At 70.2% G+C, this 25,870-nt stretch carries 23 protein-coding genes; 5 read left to right on the forward strand and 18 right to left on the reverse strand.

Going from position 1 to position 25,870, the window contains the following annotated elements:
* Positions 1-10: 10 nt before the first annotated feature.
* Complete coding sequence (gene nrdH / locus GJ743_RS01850) at positions 11-244, reverse strand: glutaredoxin-like protein NrdH (RefSeq protein WP_067945991.1); 234 nt, start codon at positions 242-244, stop codon at positions 11-13.
* 536 nt (positions 245-780) lie between these two features.
* On the opposite strand from nrdH, the gene GJ743_RS01855 reads away from it, so the two are divergent.
* Entirely contained in the window at positions 781-1,515 is a 735-nt protein-coding gene (locus GJ743_RS01855; protein ID WP_155050229.1) for an NYN domain-containing protein, read from the forward strand.
* A gap of 92 nt (positions 1,516-1,607) precedes the next feature.
* Here the strand turns inward: GJ743_RS01855 and GJ743_RS01860 are convergent, their stop codons facing one another.
* Complete coding sequence (locus GJ743_RS01860) at positions 1,608-2,915, reverse strand: NUDIX hydrolase (protein WP_155050230.1); 1,308 nt, start codon at positions 2,913-2,915, stop codon at positions 1,608-1,610.
* Between the two features lie 336 nt (positions 2,916-3,251).
* On the opposite strand from GJ743_RS01860, the gene GJ743_RS01865 reads away from it, so the two are divergent.
* On the forward strand, positions 3,252-3,665 hold the full coding sequence (locus GJ743_RS01865; RefSeq protein ID WP_155050231.1) for a hypothetical protein: 414 nt from the start codon (positions 3,252-3,254) through the stop codon (positions 3,663-3,665).
* A gap of 75 nt (positions 3,666-3,740) precedes the next feature.
* On the opposite strand, the gene GJ743_RS01870 is transcribed toward GJ743_RS01865, so the two are convergent.
* Positions 3,741-5,135 carry a CCA tRNA nucleotidyltransferase gene (locus GJ743_RS01870; protein WP_328288689.1) on the reverse strand — a complete coding sequence of 465 codons (1,395 nt, stop codon included), beginning with the start codon at positions 5,133-5,135 and terminating at the stop codon, positions 3,741-3,743.
* 201 nt (positions 5,136-5,336) lie between these two features.
* Here GJ743_RS01870 and GJ743_RS01875 point away from each other — a divergent pair, with 201 nt between their 5' ends.
* The gene (locus GJ743_RS01875; RefSeq protein WP_155050233.1) at positions 5,337-6,155 is read left to right on the forward strand and encodes an alpha/beta fold hydrolase; all 819 of its coding nucleotides are present in this window, start codon (positions 5,337-5,339) and stop codon (positions 6,153-6,155) included.
* Positions 6,156-6,270: 115 nt separating this feature from the next.
* Here the strand turns inward: GJ743_RS01875 and GJ743_RS01880 are convergent, their stop codons facing one another.
* The 6 genes from GJ743_RS01880 to GJ743_RS01905 form a co-directional block, all read right to left on the reverse strand.
* A complete protein-coding gene (locus GJ743_RS01880) occupies positions 6,271-6,828 on the reverse strand; it encodes a hypothetical protein (protein WP_155050234.1) in 558 nt (185 codons plus the stop codon).
* Between the two features lie 131 nt (positions 6,829-6,959).
* Complete coding sequence (locus GJ743_RS01885) at positions 6,960-8,018, reverse strand: LacI family DNA-binding transcriptional regulator (RefSeq protein ID WP_328288690.1); 1,059 nt, start codon at positions 8,016-8,018, stop codon at positions 6,960-6,962.
* A 121-nt stretch (positions 8,019-8,139) separates the two neighbouring features.
* On the reverse strand, positions 8,140-9,216 hold the full coding sequence (gene yjfF, locus GJ743_RS01890) for a galactofuranose ABC transporter, permease protein YjfF (RefSeq protein WP_155050236.1): 1,077 nt from the start codon (positions 9,214-9,216) through the stop codon (positions 8,140-8,142).
* Entirely contained in the window at positions 9,213-10,256 is a 1,044-nt protein-coding gene (locus GJ743_RS01895) for an ABC transporter permease (RefSeq protein ID WP_271192549.1), read from the reverse strand. Before GJ743_RS01895 ends, yjfF begins: the two co-directional genes overlap by 4 nt.
* A complete protein-coding gene (locus tag GJ743_RS01900; protein WP_230386380.1) occupies positions 10,253-11,875 on the reverse strand; it encodes a sugar ABC transporter ATP-binding protein in 1,623 nt (540 codons plus the stop codon). The genes GJ743_RS01895 and GJ743_RS01900 overlap by 4 nt, the downstream gene beginning before the upstream one ends.
* Before the next feature lie 236 nt (positions 11,876-12,111).
* The gene (locus GJ743_RS01905; protein ID WP_196216876.1) at positions 12,112-13,095 is read right to left on the reverse strand and encodes an ABC transporter substrate-binding protein; all 984 of its coding nucleotides are present in this window, start codon (positions 13,093-13,095) and stop codon (positions 12,112-12,114) included.
* Between the two features lie 343 nt (positions 13,096-13,438).
* Between GJ743_RS01905 and GJ743_RS01910 the strand changes: the two genes are divergently transcribed.
* The gene (locus GJ743_RS01910; protein ID WP_155050239.1) at positions 13,439-14,434 is read left to right on the forward strand and encodes an NAD-dependent epimerase/dehydratase family protein; all 996 of its coding nucleotides are present in this window, start codon (positions 13,439-13,441) and stop codon (positions 14,432-14,434) included.
* A 192-nt stretch (positions 14,435-14,626) separates the two neighbouring features.
* Here GJ743_RS01910 and GJ743_RS01915 read toward each other — a convergent pair whose 3' ends face one another.
* Positions 14,627-15,214 carry an HhH-GPD-type base excision DNA repair protein gene (locus GJ743_RS01915; RefSeq protein ID WP_155050240.1) on the reverse strand — a complete coding sequence of 196 codons (588 nt, stop codon included), beginning with the start codon at positions 15,212-15,214 and terminating at the stop codon, positions 14,627-14,629.
* A 116-nt stretch (positions 15,215-15,330) separates the two neighbouring features.
* On the opposite strand from GJ743_RS01915, the gene GJ743_RS01920 reads away from it, so the two are divergent.
* Entirely contained in the window at positions 15,331-15,711 is a 381-nt protein-coding gene (locus GJ743_RS01920) for a glyoxalase superfamily protein (protein ID WP_155050241.1), read from the forward strand.
* Positions 15,712-16,131: 420 nt separating this feature from the next.
* Here the strand turns inward: GJ743_RS01920 and GJ743_RS01925 are convergent, their stop codons facing one another.
* The 8 genes from GJ743_RS01925 to GJ743_RS01960 all read right to left on the reverse strand — a co-directional run bounded on the left by GJ743_RS01925 (position 16,132) and on the right by GJ743_RS01960 (position 25,736).
* Positions 16,132-17,298 (reverse strand): LacI family DNA-binding transcriptional regulator, encoded by a 1,167-nt coding sequence (locus GJ743_RS01925; RefSeq protein ID WP_328288691.1) that lies wholly within the window; start codon positions 17,296-17,298, stop codon positions 16,132-16,134.
* A gap of 11 nt (positions 17,299-17,309) precedes the next feature.
* Positions 17,310-18,833, reverse strand: coding sequence for an L-arabinose isomerase (gene araA, locus GJ743_RS01930; RefSeq protein WP_155050242.1), 1,524 nt, complete (start codon positions 18,831-18,833; stop codon positions 17,310-17,312).
* A gap of 39 nt (positions 18,834-18,872) precedes the next feature.
* Entirely contained in the window at positions 18,873-20,480 is a 1,608-nt protein-coding gene (locus GJ743_RS01935) for a xylulokinase (RefSeq protein ID WP_376861916.1), read from the reverse strand.
* Positions 20,481-20,627: 147 nt separating this feature from the next.
* The gene (gene mmsB, locus GJ743_RS01940) at positions 20,628-21,872 is read right to left on the reverse strand and encodes a multiple monosaccharide ABC transporter permease (protein WP_155050243.1); all 1,245 of its coding nucleotides are present in this window, start codon (positions 21,870-21,872) and stop codon (positions 20,628-20,630) included.
* A gap of 32 nt (positions 21,873-21,904) precedes the next feature.
* On the reverse strand, positions 21,905-23,434 hold the full coding sequence (gene mmsA, locus GJ743_RS01945; RefSeq protein WP_155050244.1) for a multiple monosaccharide ABC transporter ATP-binding protein: 1,530 nt from the start codon (positions 23,432-23,434) through the stop codon (positions 21,905-21,907).
* Between the two features lie 132 nt (positions 23,435-23,566).
* On the reverse strand, positions 23,567-24,637 hold the full coding sequence (gene chvE, locus GJ743_RS01950) for a multiple monosaccharide ABC transporter substrate-binding protein (RefSeq protein WP_196216885.1): 1,071 nt from the start codon (positions 24,635-24,637) through the stop codon (positions 23,567-23,569).
* Between the two features lie 170 nt (positions 24,638-24,807).
* A complete protein-coding gene (locus tag GJ743_RS01955) occupies positions 24,808-25,587 on the reverse strand; it encodes an L-ribulose-5-phosphate 4-epimerase (RefSeq protein WP_155050246.1) in 780 nt (259 codons plus the stop codon).
* Positions 25,584-25,736, reverse strand: a complete 153-nt coding sequence (locus GJ743_RS01960; RefSeq protein ID WP_155050247.1) for a hypothetical protein — start codon at positions 25,734-25,736, stop codon at positions 25,584-25,586. The genes GJ743_RS01955 and GJ743_RS01960 overlap by 4 nt, the downstream gene beginning before the upstream one ends.
* Positions 25,737-25,870: the final 134 nt, after the last annotated feature.

A 25,870-nucleotide genomic window follows, 5' to 3' on the forward strand; every position in this document is an offset into this window, starting at 1 on the left:
TCGAGACCGGTTATGCGAGGCGGCTCGCCAGCTCGTCGATCTTGTCGGGACGGAAGCCCGACCAGTGGTCTTCGTCGGTGATGACGACCGGGGCCTGCAGGTAGCCGAGCTCCTTGACCGCGGCGAGGGCGGTCTCATCCTGCGAGAGGTCGAGCACTTCGTACTCGATGCCCTTGCTGTCGAGGGCGCGGTACGTGGCATTGCACTGGACGCAGGAAGGCTTGGTGTAGACCGTGACCGTCATCTCTGTGACCCCTCTTCTCTGGCTCCTGGAGGAGCCGTTCCCCCGGTGTTGCTTCAACTCTTCGATACTACATCTTGTGTCTGGGCAATTGCACGACCACAAGATGATGTAGTTACATCCGTGTAGTTTTCCACCGCGTTCTCCACCGTTCACTCACAGGCCGAAGCCGGTCTGATCGGCGGATTTCCGCGGTTCGGGTTTCCGTTCTCCACAGGCCTGCTCATCTGTGCAGAGCCGGCCTGTGAATGGATGTCGGGCGTGTCGTCGGCGTGTCGCCCCCGCACCACGCCGGCACGAGGCATCCGCACCGCCCGTGCGACGATGCCACGACCCCCGCTGGCGACGGCTTCACGCGACATACCGGCTCCCCCGACCCGACATCTGGCCCTCATCGGCCCGCCGACCACAACATCTGGTGGCGTCCGCTGGTAATGCTGCCACCACCCACCGACATTCCCGCGACGGATGCCACGGCGCGTCGTGGTGGATTCGACGGAATCGGGCGCCGGGCGCGACTCCGCTGCCATGCTGGGCGGATGGCAGCGCCGAACGAACTCCTCGCCGTCCTCATCGACGCCGACAACGTACCGCCGTCGAAGATCGGTGCGGTCCTCGCGGAGGTGGCGGGCTTCGGCACGGCATCGGTGAAGCGGGTGTACGGCGACTGGACGAGGCCGACCCTCGGCAGCTGGAAGACGGTCGCGAGTGAGCACGTCATCCAGCCGATGCAGCAGTTCGCGAACACGGTCGGCAAGAACGCGACCGACAGCGCGCTGATCATCGACGCCATGGACCTGCTGTACACGCGACGCTTCCACGCGTTCTGCATCGTGTCTTCCGACAGCGACTTCACGCGTCTCGCGTCGCGCATCCGCGAGGAGGGTGTCACGGTCTACGGGTTCGGCGAGCGCAAGACGCCCGAAGCGTTTCGCAACGCGTGCGACCGGTTCACCTACCTCGAAGTGCTCGACGAGCCGGCGGAGGAGACCACGTCCCCGGCGCCGACACGCGTACCGCCGGCGAAGCTGCGAAGCGACACCAAGCTCGTGTCCGGCCTGCGGGCAAGCGTCGTGACCGCATCGCAGGAGGACGGGTGGGCGAATCTCTCCGCGGTGGGCCATGTGATCCGGAACCAGCAGCCCGACTTCGACTCGCGCAACTGGGGCTACGAAAAGCTGTCGGACCTGGTGCGCGCGACCGAGCTGTTCCTTGTCCAGCCCGCGCCCGCGGGCGGGCTGAAGGTACGGGACAAGCGGAAGAACGGCGACTGAGCCCGCCTCACGGAGGATGCGAGATGTCGTCGACCGGCCAGCGTCTCGGACGCCGTCACGCAGCCTCGCCCACCAAGCGAGGGCGTCGGCGCTCAGGAAGCTCTCGCCGTGGCCATCAGACTCGGGTCAGCCGCCAACTGACGAGCAAGGGCGTCGAGCGCCATGTCGAGCGGAACGGATATCCCGCTCTCGAGCGGGCCCAGATCCGGAACTAGCCCGGTGTCTCGCCACATTGGTCGTCGCTTACGTCTCCGGTTGCTAGAACTACTCGGACGTCGTACTGGCGCGCCGAGGTCGAGTTGGACGTAGTCGACTCGTCGTGTCCAGTTGCGTTCGTCCGAGCCGATGGCATGGATTCGCGAAGTTGGCTTCGGCATCAGACGGTCATCATGAGGGAGATTCACCGGGACGACTCCAAACAGTTCGGGCTTGCCGCCGCGATCGAGCCACCGTCCGTATCCGACGAGAGTCACGCGCCCGAACGCCGATGTGGGAATACGAGTCTCCTCGTTCAGTTCGCGTGCGACACCAGCAGCGAACGCCTCGCCCAGCTCGCGACTCGCGGCCGCGTCGAGATCCCGTGGCTCGAGCGCACCCGATCCAGATGGCGCCCATAGTCCAGCGCCCGCTTGAGCGTGAGTCGACTGCAGCGTGACGACGAGCCGATCGTCCGACGTGATCGCAAGCACCGACGCACCAAGCCCGTTGTTGAGCCGGCTCACCTCAAGCGGCATCAGGCCGCCCTGCTCTCGAAACACATAGCGGTCAGCGAAATCGAACGCGACCATCTCGCCGTCGACCTCTCGCTCGATCGCGAGCTTCGTCGCTTCGTTCGAACACAACGCGGAATAGAAGTCACCCTCCCGAAGTCGAACGGCACGCCCAGCCGACACTGACTCCGAATCCAGGTCCGACATGAGCCCGACATTTGGGCCGTTGAAAGGGAAGCGTCCGGTGGCACTATGACGAAGGAGGAACGGAGCCAACTGCCTGAGATCATCCGGGAGACGGTAGCGGTGATCTTCGACTACGAAAGGAATGTGGCTCCCAGGGAGTTCGAGATCTATGGCGGGGTTCACTGCAACGGAACCTTCGTCGCTCTCGATGATCAGGGGAAGCTCATCAGAGTAGAGGCGCCGCGAGCCGAAGCGGATTGGCCTGCTAAGCGGACGGAAGTTCCACTTTGACCACCTGCCAAGCAGGCCAATGCTGTCGAGGGCCAGAAGTACAACTCCGAGGACGAGACTTGCTGCCGCATAGACCGCGGCGAGTTCTGGGGGGAGCGCAAGGAGCGAAGGAACAAGTCCAACTAGGAAGCTCACCACGGCGACGATGTAGACCCACTCTGATCGTGCGACGAAAACGGCTCGGTCACGGAAGCTCAGGAGCGCTGACTTCATCGGACCATTTCCCCCGTCGGCGTCGTCACGGCGAGCGGCTGGTCACGATCGTAGGCGTGCGTCACGTCCCAAGCCTCTCGGTATCGATCGCCGCTGAGCCGCGACACGCCCGTTCGCCCAATTCAGGACGCAGAGAGTTCGGCACGATCGCCGTACTCGGTGTCCGTTGTGGCCGCATCAGATGTCCGAGACGAGGAGATGGCACGGCCCGGGTACGCTCCCCTCATGCCCGCAGCCCCGCGCGAACCAGCGCTCTCCGTGCTCGGCTCGGCCTGGACCGAGACGAGCACAGAGGCGGTCACGGGGCGCTGGCCGCGGCGCACGAGGACCCGCGAGGTGGTCCGGTTCCGGGATTGGCTGGTGGATGGTCGACCGCTGCGCGAGCGTGCCTCGATAGGTCACCCCCGAGCGGACGACCGGCCGCTCATGTGGGGGCCGGAGGCCGGCGACGCGGTCGTCGTCGCCAGCCTCAGGGCGCTGCTCGCCGACGAGGTCGGGCCGGACGAGGAGTGGGTGCGCTTTCCGGACGGGCGCACGGCAATCTTGTTCTGCGGGCTCTGCGGAGACATCTGGTGCGGCGCGATCAGTGCGGACGTCCGCGTCGAGGAGTCGATCGTCGAGTGGCGGGACGTCGCCTACCAGGATCGGATCACCGGAGAGATCGCCACCGACCGTCCTCCGTTCACGCTCCGGTTCGAGCGTGGACCCTACGAGCGAACGATCCGGGACCTCATCACCGGTTGGCGCTGACGCGCATGGGCGCGCCCGCGGGATGGATCACGGGCGCCCTGAAGATCTGACGCCGAATCGGGTCAGCGCGATCCATCACCGTCCACGACGCGCCCGCAGCCAGCCGAGCGCACCGTCGTGGTCCACGAACTCCCCCGCGTCCTGCGCGTCGAGCGCCGCGACGAGCACGGCCTTGAAGTCGGGCCCCGGGGCCGTCCCGTGGTCGATGAGGTCGCGCCCGGTGAGCAGGGGCACGCTGCCCGCACGGTCATCCGCGCGCCATCGGTCCAGCCACTCGCGTGCCGGTGATGGACGCGCCCCCGCACCTCGGCCGGCGCAGTCCGCGTCGACGACCGCCGCCCAGTCGTCGATCGACACCCGACCGAGCCGGCGCCCGAGTCGGCGCACGGCGTGGCGACTCGGCCGCCCGGGCACGGTGGTCGCGGTCATGTGCTCCGCGACGAGGGTCGCGACGTCCGCGGTCAGCGGATGGGGCGCGCCGATCCTGCGCAGGAATGCGCGCGCGACCTCCGCCCCGACCTGCGCGTGCCCCCGGCTCGTGATGCGCCCGTCGACCTCCCGGACGGTGGTCTGCGGCTTGCCGAGGTCGTGCAGGAGCGTCGCGAGGACGACGCGCTCACGACGGAGCCCATCCCATCCCTCCTCGACGGCGACGCGCGCGCATTCGTCTGCGGCGAGGCCGAGGTGCGTGAAGACGTCGCCCTCCGGATGCCACGAGGGGTCCTGCTCGCACCCGCGCGTGGCCGCCAGCTCGGGGAAGCACGCGAGCCACCCGGTCGCCTCGAGAACCCGCAGGCCGGCCGAGATGTCCACGCCGGAGCGCGCGAGCTTCCGCCACTCGAGCCAGACGCGCTCGACGGGGAGCAAGGCGAACGACGGGCGGATGGCTCGGGCGAGCCGGGCCGTCGCCAAGTCCAGGCGGAGGCCGAAGCGCGCTGCCAGCTGCATTGCGCGCAGGACGCGAGCCGGATCGTCGGCGAACCGGTCGGAGGTGTGACGCAGCACACCGTCGCGGAGGTCCGCGGCGCCGCCGAACGGGTCGATCAGCTCGCCGCTGACCGGGTCCCATCCCATCGCGTTGATGGTGAAGTCGCGCCGCGCGAACGCCTCGCGCTCGACCAGCGTCGTCACCGACACGTCGAAGTGCTCGCCCGCAGCCGTGACGCGGAGGATCTCGAAGTGGGCGCCCGTCCGGTCGGTGCGCCCGACGGCCGAGAGCTCGGACTCGACCGCCGCGACATCGACCTCGCCGTGCACCTCGATGTCCACGTCACCGGCTCGAATTCCGGGTGTGCGGATCGCGTCGCGCACCGCTCCCCCGACGATCAGGGGCCTCCCACCCGCGCGCAGGCACGCATCGATCACCCGGACGGCGGCATCGCCGAGCTCGATCAGGCCGGGGGCGGGGTACCGGTGAACCTCGCCTCGGGCATGCGACCCGAGGCTGTACTCGCATGACACCGGATCCACGCTCAGCTCCCCATCGACCGGGGCGCCGGATTCGCCTGCCTGGTGGGCAGGAGGGAAAGCTTAGACCCTTCCCTGCTCACCGCGGCCGCCTCAGGTGCGCCGCTCGTGCCATCCGTCGACCCCTACCGCGCACCGCCCCGGGCGGGCTAGCCTGACGGCGGACCAGTACCCGACGCAGATCACCTGCGAAGGAAGGACCCAATGTCCCACACCGTCATCTCGCACGACGGCGCTTCGATCGCGTACGACCGCGAGGGCGAGGGCCCTCCCGTGATCCTCGTCGGCGGCGCGTTCCAGTTCCGCGCGTTCGATCCGACCACGAAGCAGCTCGCGACCCTGCTCGCCGCACGCGGCTACACGGTCGTCAACTACGACCGGCGCGGACGCGGCGAGAGCGCGCACGACGTGCCGATGGGCCTGCACGAGACGCTCGCCGACCTCCGCGCGATCGTCGCCGAGCTCGGGCGCGTCCACGAGCTCGGCGAGGGCGTCGCCCTGTTCGGCAATTCGTCGGGCGGCGCGATCGCGCTCGCGGCCGCGGCGCACGGCCTGCCCGTGACCGCGATCGTCGGCTTCGAGGTGCCGATCGGTGCGGAGCAGGGCCCCGAGGGCGCGGACTTCCTCGCGGGCCTCCGCGAACGCATCGCGGGCGACGACCCCGACGCGGTCGTCGAGTACTTCATGAAGGACATGCCGCGCGAGTGGCTCGAGCAGTCGAAGGGCAGCCCGGCCTGGCCCCTCATGGTGCGCATCGGCCCGAGCCTCGAAGCGGATGCCGAGTCCCTCGCCTGGGCGCAGTCCGCGCCGCACGCCGAGCTGTTCGGGTCGATCCAGGCGCCCACGCTCGTGCTCGTCGGCGACGAGGGCGTGCCGAGCGGGATGGCGCCGGCGGCCGACGCGATCGTCTCGGCGATGCCGAACGCGTCGCGCGGCACGGTGCCCGCGGTGCAGCACTCGTGGCAGCCCGAGAGCATGGCGGCGGCGATCGCCGACTTCCTCGACGCCCACGTCGAGCGCTGAGCGCGCGGCGCACGAACCCGCCTCCCGCCGACTGCGCGGATTCGCGACGGGTGCGCAGGCGCGGGCCCGCGCACCCGTCGCGAATCCGCGCACCCGCGGGGCGGGGGCCGGCGGTCTAACCGGCGACGAACTGGCTGACGACCACCATCAGGATGGCCAGCGCTGCGATCGCGAGCCCGCCGATGCCGAACCCCAGGCCGATGCGCTGGTCGCGGCTCAGGTTCTTGGACAAGCCGAGCTCGGATGCCGCGGCGTCGACATGCTCCCTCGCCACCGCGGAGTCGAACGCGATGTCGACGACGGGCTCCACGCGGCCCCGATCCGAGAGCCCGATAACGACCTTCCGGCGGCGCGCGGCCACGTAGCCCGACTGACCCGACATCCCCATGCGCAACGACGGCGTCCTCGTCTGCCCGTCCGCACCGACCTTCCAGTCGATCGTGCGGGAGACGTCGTTCACGCTGTAGGTGCGGGCCGACTCGTCGACGGCGACCTGGTGGATGAACGTCTGGCGGAGCCCGTTGCGGCTCAGCGGCACCCACCACTTCGCATCGGCGAGGTCGAGCGCGACGTCGAAGCCACGCTCGGTGGGGGTGATGGCGTACGCCGTGTCTGCCAGGCGAGGTTCGAGTTCGGCGATCAGGGACTCGGCCAGGGTTCGGGTGGTCGTCACGCGACGATCGTATTCGCCGGCGCGCCAGGGCCCGCTCGCAGCGAGTGATGCCGTTCGCGCTGAGTGATGCTGCGCCACCGGCATCACTCGGCGCTATCGGTCACACGCGGCGCGAGCGGCGCCGGCCGCCGCTACGACGAGACCGTCGTCCGGGTAGCGGTCCTGGTCGCCGGGGCACCGGCGGCCGGCGCGGCCGTGCTCGCCCGCACGATGAGGTCGGGCACGCGCGGCGCGGGCATCCGGTCGTCGTCGCCGAGCACGGCGAGCACGCCGGCCATGGCGTCGCGGCCGAGCTCGACGAAGTCCTGCCGAACGGTCGTCAGCGGCGGCGCGAAGAACTCGGCCTCGGGGATGTCGTCGAAGCCGACGACGCTCACGTCGCCCGGCACCGAGCGCCCCGCCTCGGCGAGCGCGTGGATCACGCCGAGCGCCATCTGGTCGTTCGAGACGAACACGGCGGTCATCTCGCGGTCCTCGGCGAGCGCGCGGCCATGCACGTAGCCGCTGCCCGGCGACCAGTCGCCGACGAGCGGCTCGCGGGCGGGCAGGCCGTGCTCGCCGAGCTCGGCGGCCCAGCCGCGCACCCGCTCCGCGCCGTCCATCGCGTTGGTGGGGCCGCTGACGTGCCGGATCTCGCGGTGGCCGAGCTCGACGAGGTGCCCGACGGCGAGGCGCGCGCCCGCGTACTGGTCGAGCCAGACGCGGTGCATCGAACCGCGGTCCTCGGATGCCACGGCCACCACGGGCACGCCGAGCTCGATGCCGTCGAGCGCGTCGAGTGCCGCGCGCTGCGCGGCGATGAGCACGATCGCCTCGACGTTCTGGCGCACGAGGAGTTCGGCCGTGGAGCGCAGGCTCGCGGCATCCGTCTCGAGCATGCTCGCCGTGATCACCGAGTAGCGCGCATCGCGCGCGGCCTCGTTGAAGTGCAGCGCGGTGCTCGAGGGGCCGTAGTCGGGGGCGCCGGTCACGATCAGCCCGAGGGTGCGGGTGCGACGCGTGACGAGCGCCCGCGCGGCGGGCGAGGGCACGTAGCGCAGCTGCTTGATGGCCTGCTCGACGCGGGCGCGCGTGGCCGGGCGCACGTTCGGCAGGTCGTTGAGCACGCGCGAGACGGTCTGGTGCGACACGCCGGCGAGCCTGGCCACGTCGAAGATCGTCGCGGCCCTGGCCTTCTCGTCGTCGCTCACTCTCCGACCGGCTCCCTGCCCCGCGCCTGCGGCGCGCTCATTCCCCGCCATCATCCCATCCGCCGCCGCCCGGTGCGGGGAGGACGGACCCCCGCGAGCGCGGGCCGCCCTCCGTCGCCGCTCATCGTCGCCTGGCCGTCAGCACCTTCTGCAGGATGATGAACACGAGCAGCAGCGCGCCGATGAAGATCTTCGTCCACCACGACGAGAGCGTGCCCTCGAAGGTGATGATCGTCTGGATCACGCCGAGCACCAGGACGCCGAGCACCGAGCCGAGCACGAACCCGTAGCCGCCGGTGAGCAGCGTGCCGCCGATCACGACCGCGGCGATCGCGTCGAGCTCGGTGCCGATCGCCGTGAGCGGGTACCCCGAGAGCGTGTAGAAGGTGAACAGCACGCCCGCGAGGCCCGAGCAGAAGCCCGAGATCACGTAGACGAGCACCTTGGTGCGCGCCACGGGCAGGCCCATGAGCGTGCCCGACTGCTCGCCGCCGCCGATCGCGTACACCGTGCGGCCGAAGCGCGTTCCGTGCAGCACCCACACCGCGATTCCGACGACGACGAGCGCGATGATCACGCTCGGCGTGATCGACAGGCCCGCGCCGAGCGGGATCCGCGAGACGGCGAGCTGGATGAACGTCGGGTCGGTGATCGAGATCGACGACTGGCTGATCACGTAGCAGAGGCCGCGCGCGAGGAACATCGCCGCGAGCGTCGCGATGAACGGCTGCACCTTGAACACGTGGATCATGAGGCCCACGAGGAGGCCGAGGATGCTCGTGAGCACGAGGATCAGCGGGATCACGACGCCCGGCGACCACCCGGTCTGCAGCAGGCTCGCGGCGATCATCCCCGACAGGGCGACGACCGCGCCGACCGACAGGTCGATGCCGCCCGTGAGGATCACGAAGGTCATGCCGACCGCGAGCACGATGAGGTACGCGTTGTCGACGAACAGGTTGAGGAACACCTGGCCGGAGAAGAAGCCGCGGTACCGGAAGCCGCCGATCACGAAGATCGCGACGAACAGCAGGCCAGTGACCGTGACGGGGCCGTACTTCGGGCTCGTGAGCAGGCCGAGCGCCGCGGCGAGCGGGCTGCGTCGGCCGGTGCCCGAGGGGGCGGCGCCGCCGGCGCCGGTGCCCCGGCGCTGACGCGGCTGGCGGTTCGTCGTGGGCGCCTCGAGGAGCTTCGTCATGATGCGGCGACCCCCTTCCCGGATCGGACGGCGAGGCGTCGTCGGAACCCGCTCAGCGCCTCGGCGGTGGTGGGCGACTGCAGCAGGCACACGATCGTGACGACCGCGGCCTTGAACACCATGGTCGCGATCGGCGGGATGCCGACCGTGTACACCGTGGTCACGAGGGTCTGGATGACGAGCGCGCCGACGAGCGTGCCGACGAGCGAGTACCGCCCGCCCGCGAGCGACGTACCGCCGATGACGACCGCGAGGATCGCGTCGAGCTCGATGAAGAGGCCCGTGTTGTTGGCGTCGGCCGCCGCGGTGTTCGCGGTGAGGATGAGCCCCGCGATCGCCGCGCACAGCGCGCAGAACGTGTAGACCGCGAAGAGCAGCCCGCGCGCCCGAACGCCCGCCTGGCGGCTGGCCTCGGGGTTGATGCCGACCGACTCGATGAACATGCCGAGCGCGGTGCGCCTCGTGAGGAGGGCCGCGAGCCCGAAGACGACCGCCGCGATGATCACCGCGATCGGCACGCCGAGCCAGAACCCCGAGCCGAGGAACTTGAACGGCGGGCTGTTCACCGTGAGGATCTGCCCCTCGGTGATGAGCATCGCCACGCCCCGACCGGCGGTCATGAGGATGAGCGTCGCGATGATCGGCTGGATGCCGAGCACGGCGACGAGGAACCCGTTCCACACGCCGAGCACGAGCGAGATGAGGAGTGCGACGGTCACGGCGACGGCCACGGTCGCGAGGCTGCCCGGGTCGGGCGAGCCGAGGATGATCGAGCACGCCACCGCCCCCGAGATCGCGGCGACCGCACCGACCGAGAGGTCGATGCCGCGCGTGGCGATCACGAGGGTCATGCCGACGGCGATGATCAGGGTCGGCGCGCCGTTGCGCAGGATGTCGATGAGGCTGCCGAACAGCTGCCCGTCGCGGACCGTGATCTCGAAGAACCCGGGGAACGCGACCAGGTTGATCGCGAACAGCACGAGGAGCATCACGACCGGCCAGAACAGCCGGCTCGACGCCATCTTGGCGAGCGCGCTCACGAGTGGTCTCCTTCGGTGGTCGAGGTGGTGGGGGTGGTGGGGGCGGATGCCTCGGGGCCGGCGCCCGAACCGACGGCGGCGACCGCGACCGCCGGCGCGCGCTCGTCGAGCGCCTCGTCGTCGGAGGCGACGCGCCCGTCGGCGATGAGCGCGAGCAGCGAGTCGACCGTCAGCCCGTCGTTCTCGAGGTCGGCGACGACGTTCCGGTCGCGGAGCACCACGACGCGGTGGCTGAGGCGCAGCACCTCTTCCAGCTCGGCCGAGATGAACAGCACGCTCATGCCGTTCTCGGCGAGGTTGAAGACGAGCTTCTGGATCTCGGCCTTCGCCCCGATGTCGATGCCGCGCGTGGGCTCGTCGAGGATCAGCAGGCGGGGGGCGATCGCGAGCCAGCGGGCGAGCAGCACCTTCTGCTGGTTGCCGCCCGAGAGGTTGCGCACGAGCGCGTCGGGGTTGCCGGGCCGGATGTTGAGGGCCTGGATGTAGGATTGCGCGAGCTCGTCCTGCTTCTTCTTCGGGATGGGCCGCGCCCATCCGCGGTCGGCCTGCAGCGCGAGCACGATGTTGTCGCGCACCGTGAGCTCGCCGACGATGCCCTCGTCGCGCCGGTTCTCCGACGAGAACGCGATGCGCTTCGAGATGGCCTGCCGGGGCGTGCGGAGCTTCACGTTCTCGCCCTGGATCGTGAGCTCGCCCGTGTCGGCCCGGTCGATGCCGCCGAGCAGGCGTGCGAACTCGGTGCGGCCCGAGCCGAGCAGCCCTGCGAGGCCCACGACCTCGCCGACCGCGATCGGCAGGTCGGCCGGGTTGATCGCCCCGCGCCGCCCGAGCTTCGTCGCCGTGACGAAGGTCGCGGCATCCGTCTCGTCGACGACCGCGGCGTGCGCACGGTGCTCGAGGTCGTCGAGTGCGGTGAGCTCCTTGCCGATCATCTTCTGCACGAGATCGATGCGCAGCAGTTCGTCGACGAGGTACTCGCCCACGAGCTGGCCGTTGCGGAGCACCGTGAGGCGATCGCAGATCTCGTACACCTGGTCGAGGAAGTGCGAGACGAAGAGGATGGCGACCCCTTGGCCCTTCAGCGAGCGGATGACGCGGAAGAGCTCGGCGACCTCGTCGGCGTCGAGGCTCGACGTCGGCTCGTCGAGGATCAGGACCTTCGCGTTCACGTCGATCGCGCGCGCGATCGCGATGAGCTGCTGCACGGCGAGCGAGTGGTCGCCGAGGAGCGACCCCGGGTCGACGTCGAGCCCGAGGCCGGCGAGCAGCTCGGCCGAGCGGCGGCGCATCGCGCGCCAGTCGATGCCGCCGAAGCGGTGGGGCTCGCGGCCGAGCATGATGTTCTCGGCCACCGAGAGGTTCGGGAGGAGGTTGACCTCCTGGTAGACGGTGGAGATGCCGGCGGCCTGCGCCTGCGCGGGCCCGCTGAACGACACCTGCTCGCCGGCGAGGGTGATCGTGCCGGCATCGATGCCGTAGACGCCGGTGAGCGCCTTGATGAGGGTCGACTTGCCCGCGCCGTTCTCGCCCATGAGCGAGTGCACCTCGCCGGGGAACATGCGGAAGTCGACGCCGTCCAGGGCCTTCACGCCCGGGAAGCCGATCGAGATGCCGCGCATCTCGACGACCGGCGCCGGTGCGGTCGCCGTCGCCGGTGGCGCTGCCTGTGCCGGCGCGGCGGGTTCGGTCTGCTGGGTCACGGTGCTCTCCATCGAGTCCGCGAGCGGATGCTTCCATCCGCTCGGCTCATGCGCCGCTGGCGGCGCGGGTGGGACGAAGTGTACGGGTGCGCGGCATGGACGACCGCGCACCCGGGCCGACCGGCGGGCGCCACTGGGGCGCCCGCCGGACCGGGTCAGTACTGGCGAGTGGGCAGGGCCTCGATCGCCTCTTCCTGCGTGAAGGTCGTCTCCTCGGTGATGATGCGCTTCTCGGGCGTCTCACCGTCGTTGATCTGCTTCACGATGTCGACGAGCTGCGCCCCGAGGAGCGGCGAGCACTCGACGATGAAGTTGATCTTGCCGTCGGCGAGGGCCTGCATGCCGTCCTTCACCGCGTCGACCGTGACGATCTTGATGTCGACGCCCGGCTCCAGGCCGGCCGCCTCGATCGCCTCGATCGCGCCGAGGCCCATGTCGTCGTTGTGCGCGTAGATGAGGTCGACGTCGGGGTTCGACTTCAGCAGCGCCTCGGTCACCTGCTTGCCGCCCGCACGGGTGAAGTCGCCCGTCTGGCTGGCGACGACCTCGAGGTTCGGGTTCGCGGAGATGACCTCGGCGAAGCCCTCGGCGCGGTCGATCGCGGGCGCGGCGCCAGTCGTGCCCTCGAGCTGGATGATCTGCACCGGCTCGGACGCGTCGGCGTACTCGTCGAGCACCCACTGGCCGGCCTTCTCGCCCTCTTCGACGAAGTCGGAACCGAGGAAGCTCACGTAGAGCGAGTCGTCCTGCGAGTCGACGGCGCGGTCGGTGAGGACCACGGGGATGCCGGCGGCCTTCGCCTCGTTGAGGACGGCGTCCCAGCCGGTCTCGACGACGGGCGAGAACGCGATGACGTCGACCTGCTGCTGGATGTACGAGCGGATCGCCTTGATCTGGTTCTCCTGCTTCTGCTGCGCGTCGGAGAACTTGAGCTCGATGCCCGCCTCCTCGAAGGACGCCTGGATGTCCTTCGTGTTGGCCGTGCGCCAACCCGACTCGGCGCCGACCTGGGCGAACCCGACCACGAGTTCGTCGAGCGGCTTGGGACCCTCGCTCGCGGCGCTGCCGCCACTGGCGCATCCGGTGAGGGCGAGGAGCATCGCGCCGGAGACGGCCGCGATGCCGATGAGCTTCTTCATCAGCTGGAACCTCCTTGTTCACTGCCGGCGTCTGGGGCTGCTGCGGAGTCTCGGTGCGCCGGGCGGCCGGTTCATTCGGGCCGCGCTTGGAATGTTAGCGCTCACAAGTGAGCGCTCACAAGTACGATTTCGATAACGGATGCATCACGGCGTCACATTGCTCTCGGTTCGAATGAGATGCCCTGATCAAATGATAAATCGCGCCACGCCATCGCCGTCGACCCGCTAACCTGCCACGACCGCGCCGGCCAGATGTGATCGCTCATCTTCCCCGCGCTGGCCCCTCGGCGCCGGGGCGCGCGCGTTCACCTGTTCGACACAGCTCATGTGCAGGATGCTGCACATGAGCGAAACCGCACCCGCGTCCGCACCCGCACTCGAGCCGGCCTCCGCACCCGCACACCTCATCGTCGGCGCCGGGCCCGTCGGCACCGCCCTCGCCATCCGGCTCGCGGACGCCGGCGAGCGCGTGCGCGTCGTCACACGCTCGGGCGGCGGGCCGCGGCATCCGCTCGTCGAACTCGTCGCGCTCGACGCCGCCGACCGCGACCGACTCGCCGAGGCCGCGCGCGGCGCCTGGGTCGTCTACAACTGCGCCAACCCGGGCGCTTACCCGCAGTGGGAACGCGTGTGGCCGCCGCTCGCCGCGTCGATCCTGCACGCGGCCGAGGCATCCGGCGCGGTGCTGGTCATCATGGGCAACCTGTACGGGTACGGTCCGGTCGACGGGCCCATGCGGCAGGGCACGCCCCTGCGGCCGTCCGACCACAAGGGCGCGCTGCGCGCCCGCATGTGGGAGGAGGCGCTCGCGGCGCACCGCGCCGGCCGCGTGCGCGTCGCCGAGGCGCGGGCGTCGGACTACCTCGGACCGACCGCGCCGGTCGCCAACGGGCTCCTGCCGAGGTACGCCGCGGCGACGCTCGCGGGCAGGTCCGCGACCGTGTTCGGGGATCCCGACGCCCCGCACTCCTGGACGGCCGTCGACGACATCGCCGCGACCCTCCAGGTGCTCGGCCGCGACGAACGTGCCTGGGGCCTGCCGTGGATCGTCCCGTCGAACCCGCCGGCGAGCGTCCGAGAGGTGCTCACCGCCCTCGGCGAGCGCGCGGGCACCGGCGAGCCGACATTGCGACGGATGCCGCGGTGGGCGCTCTCCTCGCTGGGACTCGTCGTGCCGGTGCTCCGCGAGGTGGGCGGCGTCGTGTACCAGTTCGAGCGGCCGTTCGTCGTGGATGCCGCAGAGACGACCTCGGCCTTCGGTCTCGCGCCGACCGACTGGAGCGGACTGCTCGACGCGACCGCGCGCGCATGGCACGACCGGGCGGTCGCGGCGCGCTGACCCGTAGGGCGCCGACCCGTGCGGCGCCGACGCGCGTGGCGCCGACGCGCGTGGCGCCACCGGCGCCCCGGCGCTGCGCTCGCGCCCCCGTCATCGGGTGCGCGGATTCGCGACGAGTGCGCGGGCCCGCGCCCGCGCACTCGTCGCCGAACCGCGCACCCGCTGCGCAGCCGAGCGATGCGGCAGCGGCCTCTACTGCTTCGCGGCCTTCGCCGCCGCCTTCGCGGCCTGCTTCGTGGCGCGGACCTTCGCGAGCGACTCCGGGTCGACGATGTCGGCCACCGAGGCGTACGACCCCTCGTCGCCGTAGTGGCCGGCGGCCGCGCGCCATCCGCTCGCCTCGAGCCCGCACTGCTTGCCGAGGAGCGCCAGGAAGATCTTCGCCTTCTGCTCGCCGAAGCCCGGCAGCGCCTTCAGTCGTTTGAGCACCTCGGCGCCGTCGGGGTCGCCCTGCGTCCAGATCGCGGCGGCGTCGCCGCCCCAGTCGTCGCGCACGGCGGCGGCGAGGGCCTGCACGCGTCCGGCCATCGAGCCCGGGTAGCGGTGCACGGCCGGAGGCTGCTTGAACGCCTCGACGAACCGCTCGGGGTCGACCGCCGCGATCGCCGTGGGCTCGATCGTGCCGACCCGATCGCGGATCTTCGCCGGACCGGCGAACGCCGTCTCCATCGCGACCTGCTGGTCGAGCAGCATGCCCGTGAGCAGTGCGAACGCGTCGCCGCCCAGGAGTTCGTCGGCAGCGGCATCCCCGGTGATGTTGAGCGTGGTCATGGGGTCCATCCTCCCACCGCGACATCCGCTCGCATTCCGGACAGGAACTGACCGCATCACACGAGACACTGATGGAGTCAGCCCAGCCGGCGCATCCACCGCCCGGCCCGAACAGGAGGACCACCATGGACTGGAAGATCGAGCTCATCCACGTGCCCGTCACCGATGTCGACCGGGCGAAGGCGTTCTACGTCGACAAGCTCGGCTTCAACGCCGACCACGACCAGCGCGTGAGCGACGACCTGCGCTTCGTGCAGCTCACCCCGCCCGGCTCGGCCTGCTCGATCGCCTTCGGCGAGGGCCTCGGCAACACGCTCGAGCCGGGATCGCTCGACGTCATCCAGGTCGTCATCGCCGACGCCGACGCGGTGCTCGCCGAGCTGCGCGCCAAGGGCGTCGAGTGCGAGGGCGTCGACGAGCAGGCCTGGGGCCGCTTCATCACCCTCCGCGACCCCGACGGCAACCGCTGGACGCTGCAGCAGCTTCCCGACAACGGCGCAGCCTGAAGCGACGGATGCCGCGTGGCGAGCGGTCTCGGCCATGCCGCGCCGCGGCGGGCGGGCGGGCGGTCCGCACGTCGCAGCCGGCGACATCCGCTCGGCAATTCGCAGGACCAGACAGCCGATGGCCTCCGGGAGCGCGCCAACGCACGCCTCATCCTGCGAACTCATACCCGCGACGCCGCCGCACGGCGCAGCCGGCGACATCCGCCGGGCGATCCGCAGGATGAGATTGCCGAGGCCGCGCGTGGGAGCACCACCGCCGCGCTCATGCCGCGAACGCGCACGCGATGGAGACGCAGCGCGTGTCCCGGGTCCTCCTGAAACGAAGGACGCTGCGGACGTCCTTGTTTTCAGGAATGCCCGAGCACGAACATCGGGCGGCCACCGGTCGTCGGGCGCGGCAGGTCGAAGATCGAGAAGCGGTCAGCCGCGCGGCGGCGCCGTGCTCGCCCGCACCACGAGCTCGGGCACGCGCGACGTGTGGTCGGGCGCCGCCGCCTCGTCGCGCAGCACATCGGCGACGGTCGCCATGATGTCGCGGCCGAGCGAGTCGAAGTCCTGCCGCACGGTCGTGAGCGGCGGCGTGAAGAATGCGGCCTCGGGGATGTCGTCGAATCCGACGACGCTGAGCTCGCCCGGCACCGCGACGCCCGCGTCGTGGCAGGCGTGCAGCAGTCCGAGCGACATCTGGTCGTTGCCGACGAAGACGGCGGTCGCCCAGCCCTCGTCGAGCAGGCGGCGTCCCGCCGCGTGGCCGGATGCCGCGAGCCAGTCCCCCGCGACCGGCTCGCGCACCTCGAGCCCGTGCGCCTCGAGCGCGGCGGCGAATCCGCGGCGGCGTTCGGCGGCGTCCATCGAGTCGGACGGGCCGGCGACGTGCGCGATGCGCCGGTGCCCGAGCCCGATGAGGTGCTCGGTCGCGAGGCGCGCGCCCGCCGACTGGTCGAACGAGACGCGGTGCAGGCCCGGTTCGGGCTCGGATGCCACGGCGACGACGGGCACGCCCGCGTCGATGCCGCGCAGCACGTCGACGCCCTCGCGCTCGCCCGAGATGAGGACGATCGCCTCGACCCGCTGCAGCACGAGCCGGTGCACGGCCTGGGTGAGCACGTCGGCGTCGAGCGTGCGCATGCTCGCCTGGCTGACCGCGTAGCCCGCTTCGCGGGCCGCCTCGTTGAACCCGAGCGCGGCGCTCGACGGGCCGTAGTCGGGTCGCCCCGCCTGGATGAGCCCGATCGAGCCCGACCGCCGCTGCGCCATGGCCCGGGCCGTCGGCGACGGCGTGTAGTTCAGTGCCGCGATCGACTCGCGCACGCGCTCACGCGTCGCCGCGGCGACGCCGGGCAGGTCGTTGAGCACGCGCGAGACGGTCTGGTGCGAGACGCCCGCGTGACGGGCGACGTCGAACATGGTCGGCACGCCGACCGGGTCGTTGGCCCCGGACGCCCCGACGGGGCCGTCGCCGGCCCGCGCCGAGGCATCCGCGCCGCTCTCGGGCACGACCGGCGTGTCGGCCGGCTCGGACCCGGGCCCGGACACGGCGCGGGCGCGGGCCTCCACCGCCCGACCCGCTGCGTCCGCACCTCTCACGGAGCCCTCCTTCAGAGGCCCTGCGCCAGTCGGTAGTAGGCCTGGTTCCACCGTACTTCGCGCCCGAACTCGCGCAGGTCGGTGGACTCGTCGATGACGAGCAGCTCGACGCCGGCCATCTCGGCGAAGTCACGGAACACCTCGACGCCGACGGCCGTCGACATCACCGTGTGGTGCGCAGCGCCGGCGGTGAGCCACGCGGCGGCCGAGGTCTGGAAGTCGGGGGCGGGCTTCCAGATCGCGCGGCCGACGGGGAGCTTCGGCAGCGCCTCGCGCGGCGCGACGTTCTCGACGACGTTCGCGGTGAGGCGGAACCGGTCGCGCATGTCGGAGAGCGCGACGACGACGGCGGGGCCGGGGTCGGCCGTGAAGACCAGGCGCACCGGATCCTCCTTGCCGCCGATGCCGAGCGGGTGGATCTCGAGGCTCGGTCGAGCCGTGGTGATCGACGGCGCCACCTCGAGCATGTGCGCGCCGAGGATCAGTTCGTCGCCCGGCGTCATGTCGTAGGTGTAGTCCTCCATGAGCGTCGCGCCGCCGGGCAGGCCCGCGCCCATCACGTTCGCGACGCGCACGAGGATCGCGGTCTTCCAGTCGCCCTCGGCGCCGAAGCCGTAGCCCTCGGCCTGCAGGCGCTGCACCGCGAGTCCGGGCAGCTGGCGAAGCGCCCCCAGGTCTTCGAACGACGTCGTGAAGGCGCCGAAGCCGCCCTCCTCGAGGAACGAGCGCAGCCCGATCTCGATCGCGGCACCGTAGCGCAGCGACTCGTGCCGGTCGCCACCGCGCCGCAGCTCCGGCGCGACGTCGTACTCGGCCTCGTAGACGGCGACGAGCGCGTCGATGTCGGCCTCGGATGCCGCGTGCACGGCATCCGCGAGCTCGTTGACGCCCCACGTGTTGACCTGCACGCCGAACCGCAGCTCGGCCTCGGTCTTGTCGCCCTCGGTGACCGCGACGAACCGCATGTTGTCACCGAAGCGCGCGAGCTTCAGCGAACGGGATGCCGCGAGCCCGGCCGCCGCACGCTGCCACGTGCCGAGCTCGCGCTGCACGCGCGGGTCGGACGCGTGGCCGACGATCGTCTTGCGCGGCACGCCGAGGCGGGTCTGGATGTACCCGAACTCGCGGTCGCCGTGCGCGGCCTGGTTGAGGTTCATGAAGTCGAAGTCGATGTCGCCCCACGGCAGCTCGACGTTCGCCTGCGTGTGCAGGTGCGCGAGCGGCTTCTGCAGCGCGTCGAGGCCGGCGATCCACATCTTCGCGGGGCTGAAGGTGTGCATCCACGCGATGACGCCGATGACGTTCGGCGCCGCGTTCGCCTCGAGTGCGACCTGCTTGATGGCGGCCGAATCGGTGAGCACGGGCTTCCAGACGACCTTCACGGGCACGTCGGATGCCGCGTCGAGCGCCTCGGCGATGGTGCGCGACTGGTCGGCGACCTGCGCGAGCGTCTCGGGGCCGTAGAGGTGCTGGCTCCCGGTCAGGAACCAGACCTCGTATCCGTCGAGCGAGGTGGTGAGCGGGGTGCGGGTCATGTCGTGTCCTTCGTGTGGTTCGTGTGGTTCGGTAGCGCGTCAGAGCGCCGCGACGGCGGCCGCCTCGGCGGCGAGGCCGGCGGCGTAGCGGTCGAGGTACGCGGCGAAGCCGGCGACATCCGCCGGATCGGGTTCGGCGACGTCGATCGCGGCCCCGGCGAACACCCGGTCGGAGAGGTACGTGCCGAGGTCGACCTCGTCGGCGGCGCCGAGGTACGCCGCGAGCACCGCGATGCCCCACGCTCCACCCTCGGAGGCGGTCTCGCCGACCGCGACCGGCGCGTCGAGCGCGCCGGCGAGGAAGCGCTGTGCGACCCCCGCGGTGCGGAAGATGCCGCCGTGCGCGAACATCCGGTCGAGCTCGACCCCCTCGTCGTGCAGCACGCGCATGCCGAGCGCGAGCGTGCCGTACACGCCGTAGATGTGGGCTCGCATCAGGTTCGCGAGCGTGAGCCGGCTGTCGGGGGTGCGGACGACCATCGGCCGCCCCTCTTCCAGCCCGGCGATCGGCTCGCCCGCGAGCTGGTTGTAGGCCAGCAGGCCGCCGGCGTCCGCCTCGCCCTCGAGCGCCTCGCGGAACAACGCCCCGAACACCTCGTCGCCGGAGAGCTCGACGCCCGCCGCCGCGACGAACCGCCCGAACACGCCCGCCCACGCCGCGAGTTCGCTTGCGCCGTTGTTGCAGTGCACCATCGCGACGGGGTCTCCCGCGGGCGTCGTCACGAGGTCGAGCTCGTCGTGGGCGTTCGCGAGCGGATGCTCCAGCACGACCATCGCGAAGATGCTCGTGCCGGCGCTGACGTTCCCGGTGCGCGGCGCGACCGCGTTCGTCGCGACCATGCCCGTGCCGGCGTCGCCCTCGGGCGGGCAGAACGGGATGCCGGCGCGGAGCGCGCCCGTCGGGTCGAGGAGCGCCGCGCCCGCTTCGGTGAGCTCGCCCGCCACGCGGCCGGCGGGCAGCACCTCGGGCAGCAGCTCGGCGACCTTCAGGCCGGGCGCCCGCGAGGCGACGAGCTCGTCGTAGGCCCCAACGAGCCGGGCGTCGTACGAACCCGTCGCCGAGTCGATCGGGAACATCCCCGACGCGTCGCCGACGCCGAGCACGTTGCGGCCCGTGAGCTTCCAGTGCACGTACCCGGCGAGGGTCGTGACGCTCGCGATCGCGGGCACGTGCGGCTCCTCGTCGAGGACCGCCTGGTGCAGGTGCGCGATCGACCAGCGCAACGGGATGTTCACGCCGAAGCGCTCGCCGAGCTCGGCCGAGGCCGGCCCGGTCGAGGTGTTCCGCCAGGTGCGGAACGGCACGAGCAGCTCGCCCTCGGCGTCGAACGGGAGGTAGCCGTGCATCATCGCCGAGACGCCGATCGCGCCGAACGTCTCGGGCACCACGTCGTGGCGGCGGCGCAGGTCGGCGACGAGGTCGGCGTACGCGGCCTGCAGGCCCGACCAGACCGACTCGAGCGAGTAGGTCCAGCGGCGGTCGACGAACTCGTTCTCCCACTCGTGGCTGCCGACGGCGAGCACGTCGGTCGGATCGTGCCCGACCAGGCAGGCCTTGATGCGGGTCGAACCGAACTCGATGCCGAGCGACGTGCGCCCCTCGAGGATCGCGCTGCGCGCGGCATCCGTGGTCATGGTCTCGCTCATCGTCGTGCGTCTCCACTGGGGTTCGTTAGCGCTAACAGTCCCCAATGTTAGCGCTAACGACGGTCTCGACCAAGTGCCGGAACGACGACGAGGGGCGGATGCCGCGTGGCATCCGCCCCTCGCCGTCTCAGGAGGTACTGCTGCGGGTCAGTGCCCGCCCGACCGACGCTTGTTGTACACGTCGAACGCCACTGCGAGCAGCAGCACGAGGCCCTTCACGGCCTGCTGCCACTCGATGCCGATGCCCATGATCGACATGCCGTTGTTCAGGACACCGATGATGAGGCCACCGATGATCGCGCCGCCGATCGTGCCGACGCCGCCCTGCACGGCCGCGCCGCCGATGAACGCCGCCGAGATCGCCTCGAGCTCGAAGCCGTCACCGGCCTTCGGGCCCGCGAGGTTCAGGCGGGCCGTGAAGATGAGGCCCGCGAGCGCCGCGAGGAAGCCCATGTTCACGAAGAGCCAGAAGTCGACCCGGCGGGTCTTGATGCCCGACAGCTCGGCCGCGTGGCGGTTGCCGCCGATCGCGTAGATGTGGCGGCCGAACACCGTGCGGTTCATCACGATGCTGTAGACGAGCACCAGGACGCCGAGGATGATGAGCGTGACCGGGATGCCCTTGTACGACGCGAGCGCGTAGGCGAAGAAGCCGATGGCCGCCGAGATGAGCACGAGCTTGGTGATGAACCAGGCGAGCGGCTCGACGTCCTGCGAGTACTTCACGCGGCCGCGGCGGGTGCGCACCTGCTGCACGACGAGGATCACGATCGCCAGCGCTCCGACGCCGAGCGTCAGCGGGTCGAGTTCGAACTCCCCGAACACGTTCGAGAGGAAGCCGTTGCCGAGCGCGCGGTACTCGGTCGGGAACGAGCCGATGTTCGCGTTGCCGAGCACGACGAGCGCGAGGCCTCGGAAGATGAGCATGCCCGCCAGGGTCACGATGAACGCCGGGATGCCGACGTAGGCGATCCAGAAGCCCTGCCAGACGCCGACGAGGGCGCCGATGACGAGCGAGAGCACCACCGCGAGCCACCACGGCAGGCCCCATTGGACGGCGAACACGCCCGAGCACGCACCGACGAACGCGGCGACCGAACCGACCGACAGGTCGATGTGGCCGGCGATGATGACCATCACCATGCCGATCGCGAGGACGAGGATGTACCCGTTCTGCACGACCAGGTTCGAGATGTTCTGCGGGCGCAGCAGGATGCCGTCGGTCAGGAACGAGAACAGCACCACCACCGCGATGAGCGCGATGAAGATGCCGTTGCGGCCGAGGTCGCTGAGGACGTGGGTCAGCCGGTCCGTGAACTTGTTCTGGACGGGGTTGATGTTGCTGCCCGCCGCGTGGCTTTCCTCGATGGTGGGGGGATTCGGATTCGACATGATGTCTCCTGAGGTGATCCGTCAGCCGCGGGCTAGCGGGGCTTTTCCATGGTCATGAGCTTGAGCATCGACTCGGGCGTGGCCTCCTCGACGGGGAGCTCCCCCGTGATGCGGCCCTCCGACAGGGCGTAGACGCGATCGCAGATGCCGAGCAGTTCGGGCAGCTCGGACGAGATCACGATGATGCCCTTCCCGGCGGCGGCCAGCTTGTTGATGATCGTGTAGATCTCGTACTTCGCGCCGACGTCGATGCCGCGGGTCGGCTCGTCGAGGATCAGCACGTCGGGGTCGGCGTAGATCCACTTCGACAGCACGACCTTCTGCTGGTTGCCGCCCGAGAGCTTGCCGGTCTTCACCAGGACGCTCGGCGCCTTGATGTTCATCGACTTGCGGTACTCGTTGGCGACCGCGTACTCCTCGTTGTCGTGCACGAGGCCGTACTTCTCGAGCTTCTTCAGCGACGCCATCGAGATGTTCCGCTTGATGTCCTCGATGAGGTTGAGGCCGTACGTCTTGCGGTCCTCGGTCGCGTACGCGATGCCGTTCTGGATCGCCTCGGCGACCGTGCGGGTCTTGATCTCCTTGCCGCGGAGGAACACCTTGCCCGAGATGCGGGAGCCGTACGAGTGGCCGAAGAGGCTCATCGCGAACTCGGTGCGACCGGCGCCCATGAGCCCGGCGATGCCGACGATCTCGCCCGCCCGGACGTTGAGGTTGACGTTGTCGACGACGACCCGTGAGGTGTCCTGCGGGTGGTGCGCGGTCCAGTCCTCGACGCGCAGGAGCTCCTCGCCGAGGTGCGGAGTGTGGTCGGGGTAGCGGTGCTCGAGGTCGCGCCCCACCATGTCCTTGATGATGCGGTCTTCCGTGACGTCCTGCTTCGCGATCGTCTCGATCGTCTTGCCGTCGCGGATGACCGTGACCGTGTCGGCGACCTTCTTGATCTCGTTCAGCTTGTGGCTGATGATGATCGACGTGATGCCCTGGCCCTTCAGGTGAAGGATCAGGTCGAGCAGGTGGTCGGAGTCCTCGTCGTTGAGGGCCGCCGTCGGCTCGTCGAGGATCAGGAGCTTCACGCGCTTCGAGAGCGCCTTCGCGATCTCGACGAGCTGCTGCTTGCCGACGCCGATCTCGCGGATCTTCGTCGTCGGGTTCTCCTTCAGGCCCACCCGGGCGAGGAGCTTGGACGCCTCGAAGTTGGTCTTGTTCCAGTCGATGAGACCGCCGGCGCCCTTCTGCTCGTTGTTGAGGAAGATGTTCTCGGCGATCGAGAGATAGGGGCTGAGGGCGAGCTCCTGGTGGATGATGACGATGCCCTTGGCCTCGGAGTCGGTGAGGTCCTTGAACTCGACCTCCTCGCCTTCGAAGACGATCGCGCCGTCGTAGGTGCCGTGCGGGTAGACGCCCGACAGCACCTTCATGAGCGTGGACTTGCCCGCGCCGTTCTCGCCGCAGATGGCGTGCACCTCGCCGCGTTCCACGCCGAGGTTGACGTTCGCGAGCGCCTTGACGCCGGGGAAGGTCTTCGTGATGCCGCGCATCTCGAGAATGTGGTTGGTCATCCCTTGCTCCTGCTCCATTGCCGGTGTGGGGCCGGCCGGGTGGCGGATGCCGCGGCCGGGACCTGAGGCGAGAGTACTCCCGCCGCAGGCCCCGACACGCGGTGCGTCATCCGTTGGGGATCAGCGGCTGGATCAGCCGTTGATCTCCTCTTCGGTCCAGTAGCCGGAGTCGACCAGCACCTCGGTGATGTTGTCGGCCACGACGATCTGCGACTCGAGGAGGTACGAGGGAACGACCTTCACGCCGTTGTCGTAGTCCTCGGTGTTGTTGACCTCGGGCTCCTCGCCGTTCAGCAGGGCGGTCGCCATGTCCACGGCCACGGCCGCGAGGTTGCGGGTGTCCTTGAAGATGGTCGAGTACTGCTCGCCCGCGTTGATCGCCTTGACCGAGTCGAGCTCGGCGTCCTGGCCCGAGATGATCGGCCATTCGTCGCCGACCGAGTAGCCGGCGTCGGTGAGGGCCGAGATGATGCCGCGCGAGAGGCCGTCGTAGGGCGAGAGCACCGCGTCGACCTGCGAGCCATCGGAGTACGTCGAGACGAGGATGTCCTCCATGCGGCTCTGCGCGACCTCGCCGTCCCAACGGAGGATGGCGGCCTGCTCGAACTCGGTCTGGCCCGACTTCACGACGAGGGTGCCCTCGTCGATGTACGGCTGCAGCGTGTCGATCGCGCCGTTCCAGAAGAACGTGGCGTTGTTGTCGTCGGGCGAACCGGCGAACAGCTCGATGTTGAACGGACCCTCGGGCGCGTCGGCGGCCTCTGCACCTTCGAGGTCGGTGAGGCCGAGGCCCGCGAGGAGCGAGGTGGCCTGCTGCACGCCGACGACGTAGTTGTCGAACGACGCGTAGTAGTCGACGTTCTCCGAGTCGCGGATGAGGCGGTCGTACGCGATGACGGGGATCTCGGCGTCGGCCGCGTTCTGGAGGACCTCCGACAGCGTGGTGCCGTCGATCGAGGCGATGATCAGGGCCTCCGCGCCCTTGGTGATCATGTTCTCGATCTGCGAGACCTGCGTGGGGATGTCGTCCTCGGCGTACTGGAGGTCGACCTGGAAGCCCTGCTCCTCGAGCTGCTCCTTGACGGCGTCGCCGTCCTGGATCCAGCGCTCCGAGCTCTTGGTGGGCATGGCGACGCCGATGAGGCCGCCGTCGCCCTCGCCGCCGCCGCCGCTGCCGCCCGAGCACGCGGCGAGCGCGAGCATCGAACCGGCCGCCAGCGTGGCGAGGAGCACCTTCTTCGTGGTGTTCACGGTGTGTCCTTTCACTGTGTGGTCATGGACGTCGTCGTCTTGGTGACGTTTCGGAGTCCGGCCTCGTCCATGACGACCGGCTCCCAGCGGCATCCCTCGTGACCACGGATGCCGCAAGCTCTTCAGTTGCGTTTCGCCTTCGCCCGCGGGGTGTCGGCGTCCTTCTTCCGCGTTGGCTTCGTTCCGGCTGGCGTGTCGCGCCTAGCGTCGCCCGTCTGCCCGTACACGTTCTGGTATCGGTCGTAGAGCCGGTCGATCGACTCCTGCGGGATCGGGATCAGCGGCCCGGCCTCGCGTGCGAGGTGCACCGTGCGGGCGACGTCCTCGACCATGACCGCGGCCTTGACGGCGTCCTTCGCGTTGGCGCCGATCGTGAACGGGCCGTGGTTCTGCATGAGCACCGCGCGCGACCGGTGGCCGCGGAGCGTCTCGACGATGCCGCGCCCGATCGAGTCGTCGCCGATGATCGCGAACGGGCCGATCGGGATCGGCCCGCCGAACTCGTCGGCCATCGCCGTGATCACGCACGGGATCTCCTCGCCGCGCGCCGCCCACGCGACCGCGTAGGTCGAGTGCGTGTGCACGACGCCGCCGACCTCGGGCATGTTCCGGTACACGTAGGCATGTGCCGCGGTGTCGCTCGACGGGGCCCGGTCGGCGCCCGGCGTGCCGGGGATGACGTTGCCGTCGAGGTCGCAGACGATCATGTTCTCGGGCGCCAGGTCGTCGTAGCTCACGCCCGACGGCTTGATCACGAAGAGGTCCGCGCCGGGCACCCGGCCCGAGACGTTGCCGCCGGTCCAGACGACGAGCCCGTACCGGGTGAGCTCGCCGTGCAGGCGGGCGACGTCCGCACGCGTGCGGGCGATGGCGACCTCGATCTGCGGTCCGAACGTCGTCATGCGGCGACCGCCGATGCGGTCGGGGTGACGGATGCCACGGCGCGGGCGGCGAACGATCCGGAGTCGATGCCCGGGGTCCCGGTTGAGACGGCGCCGCGCCGGGGGGCGGCCGGGCTGGTGGGCCGGCCGGGGGCGGTCGTGTCGATCACGCGGGACTCCTTCGTCGTGTGCTGCGCTCGCCCTCGAGGGGCGATGGTGGAACGTCCGGCGATGTGACGCTCCATGTGACCGTTCACATCGCGAGACTCATGTTAGCCACACGATTCGCGATCCTGTCAACCGA

Origin of the sequence: Agromyces bracchium, assembly GCF_009709675.1 — a bacterium.
GTDB lineage: Bacteria > Actinomycetota > Actinomycetes > Actinomycetales > Microbacteriaceae > Agromyces > Agromyces bracchium.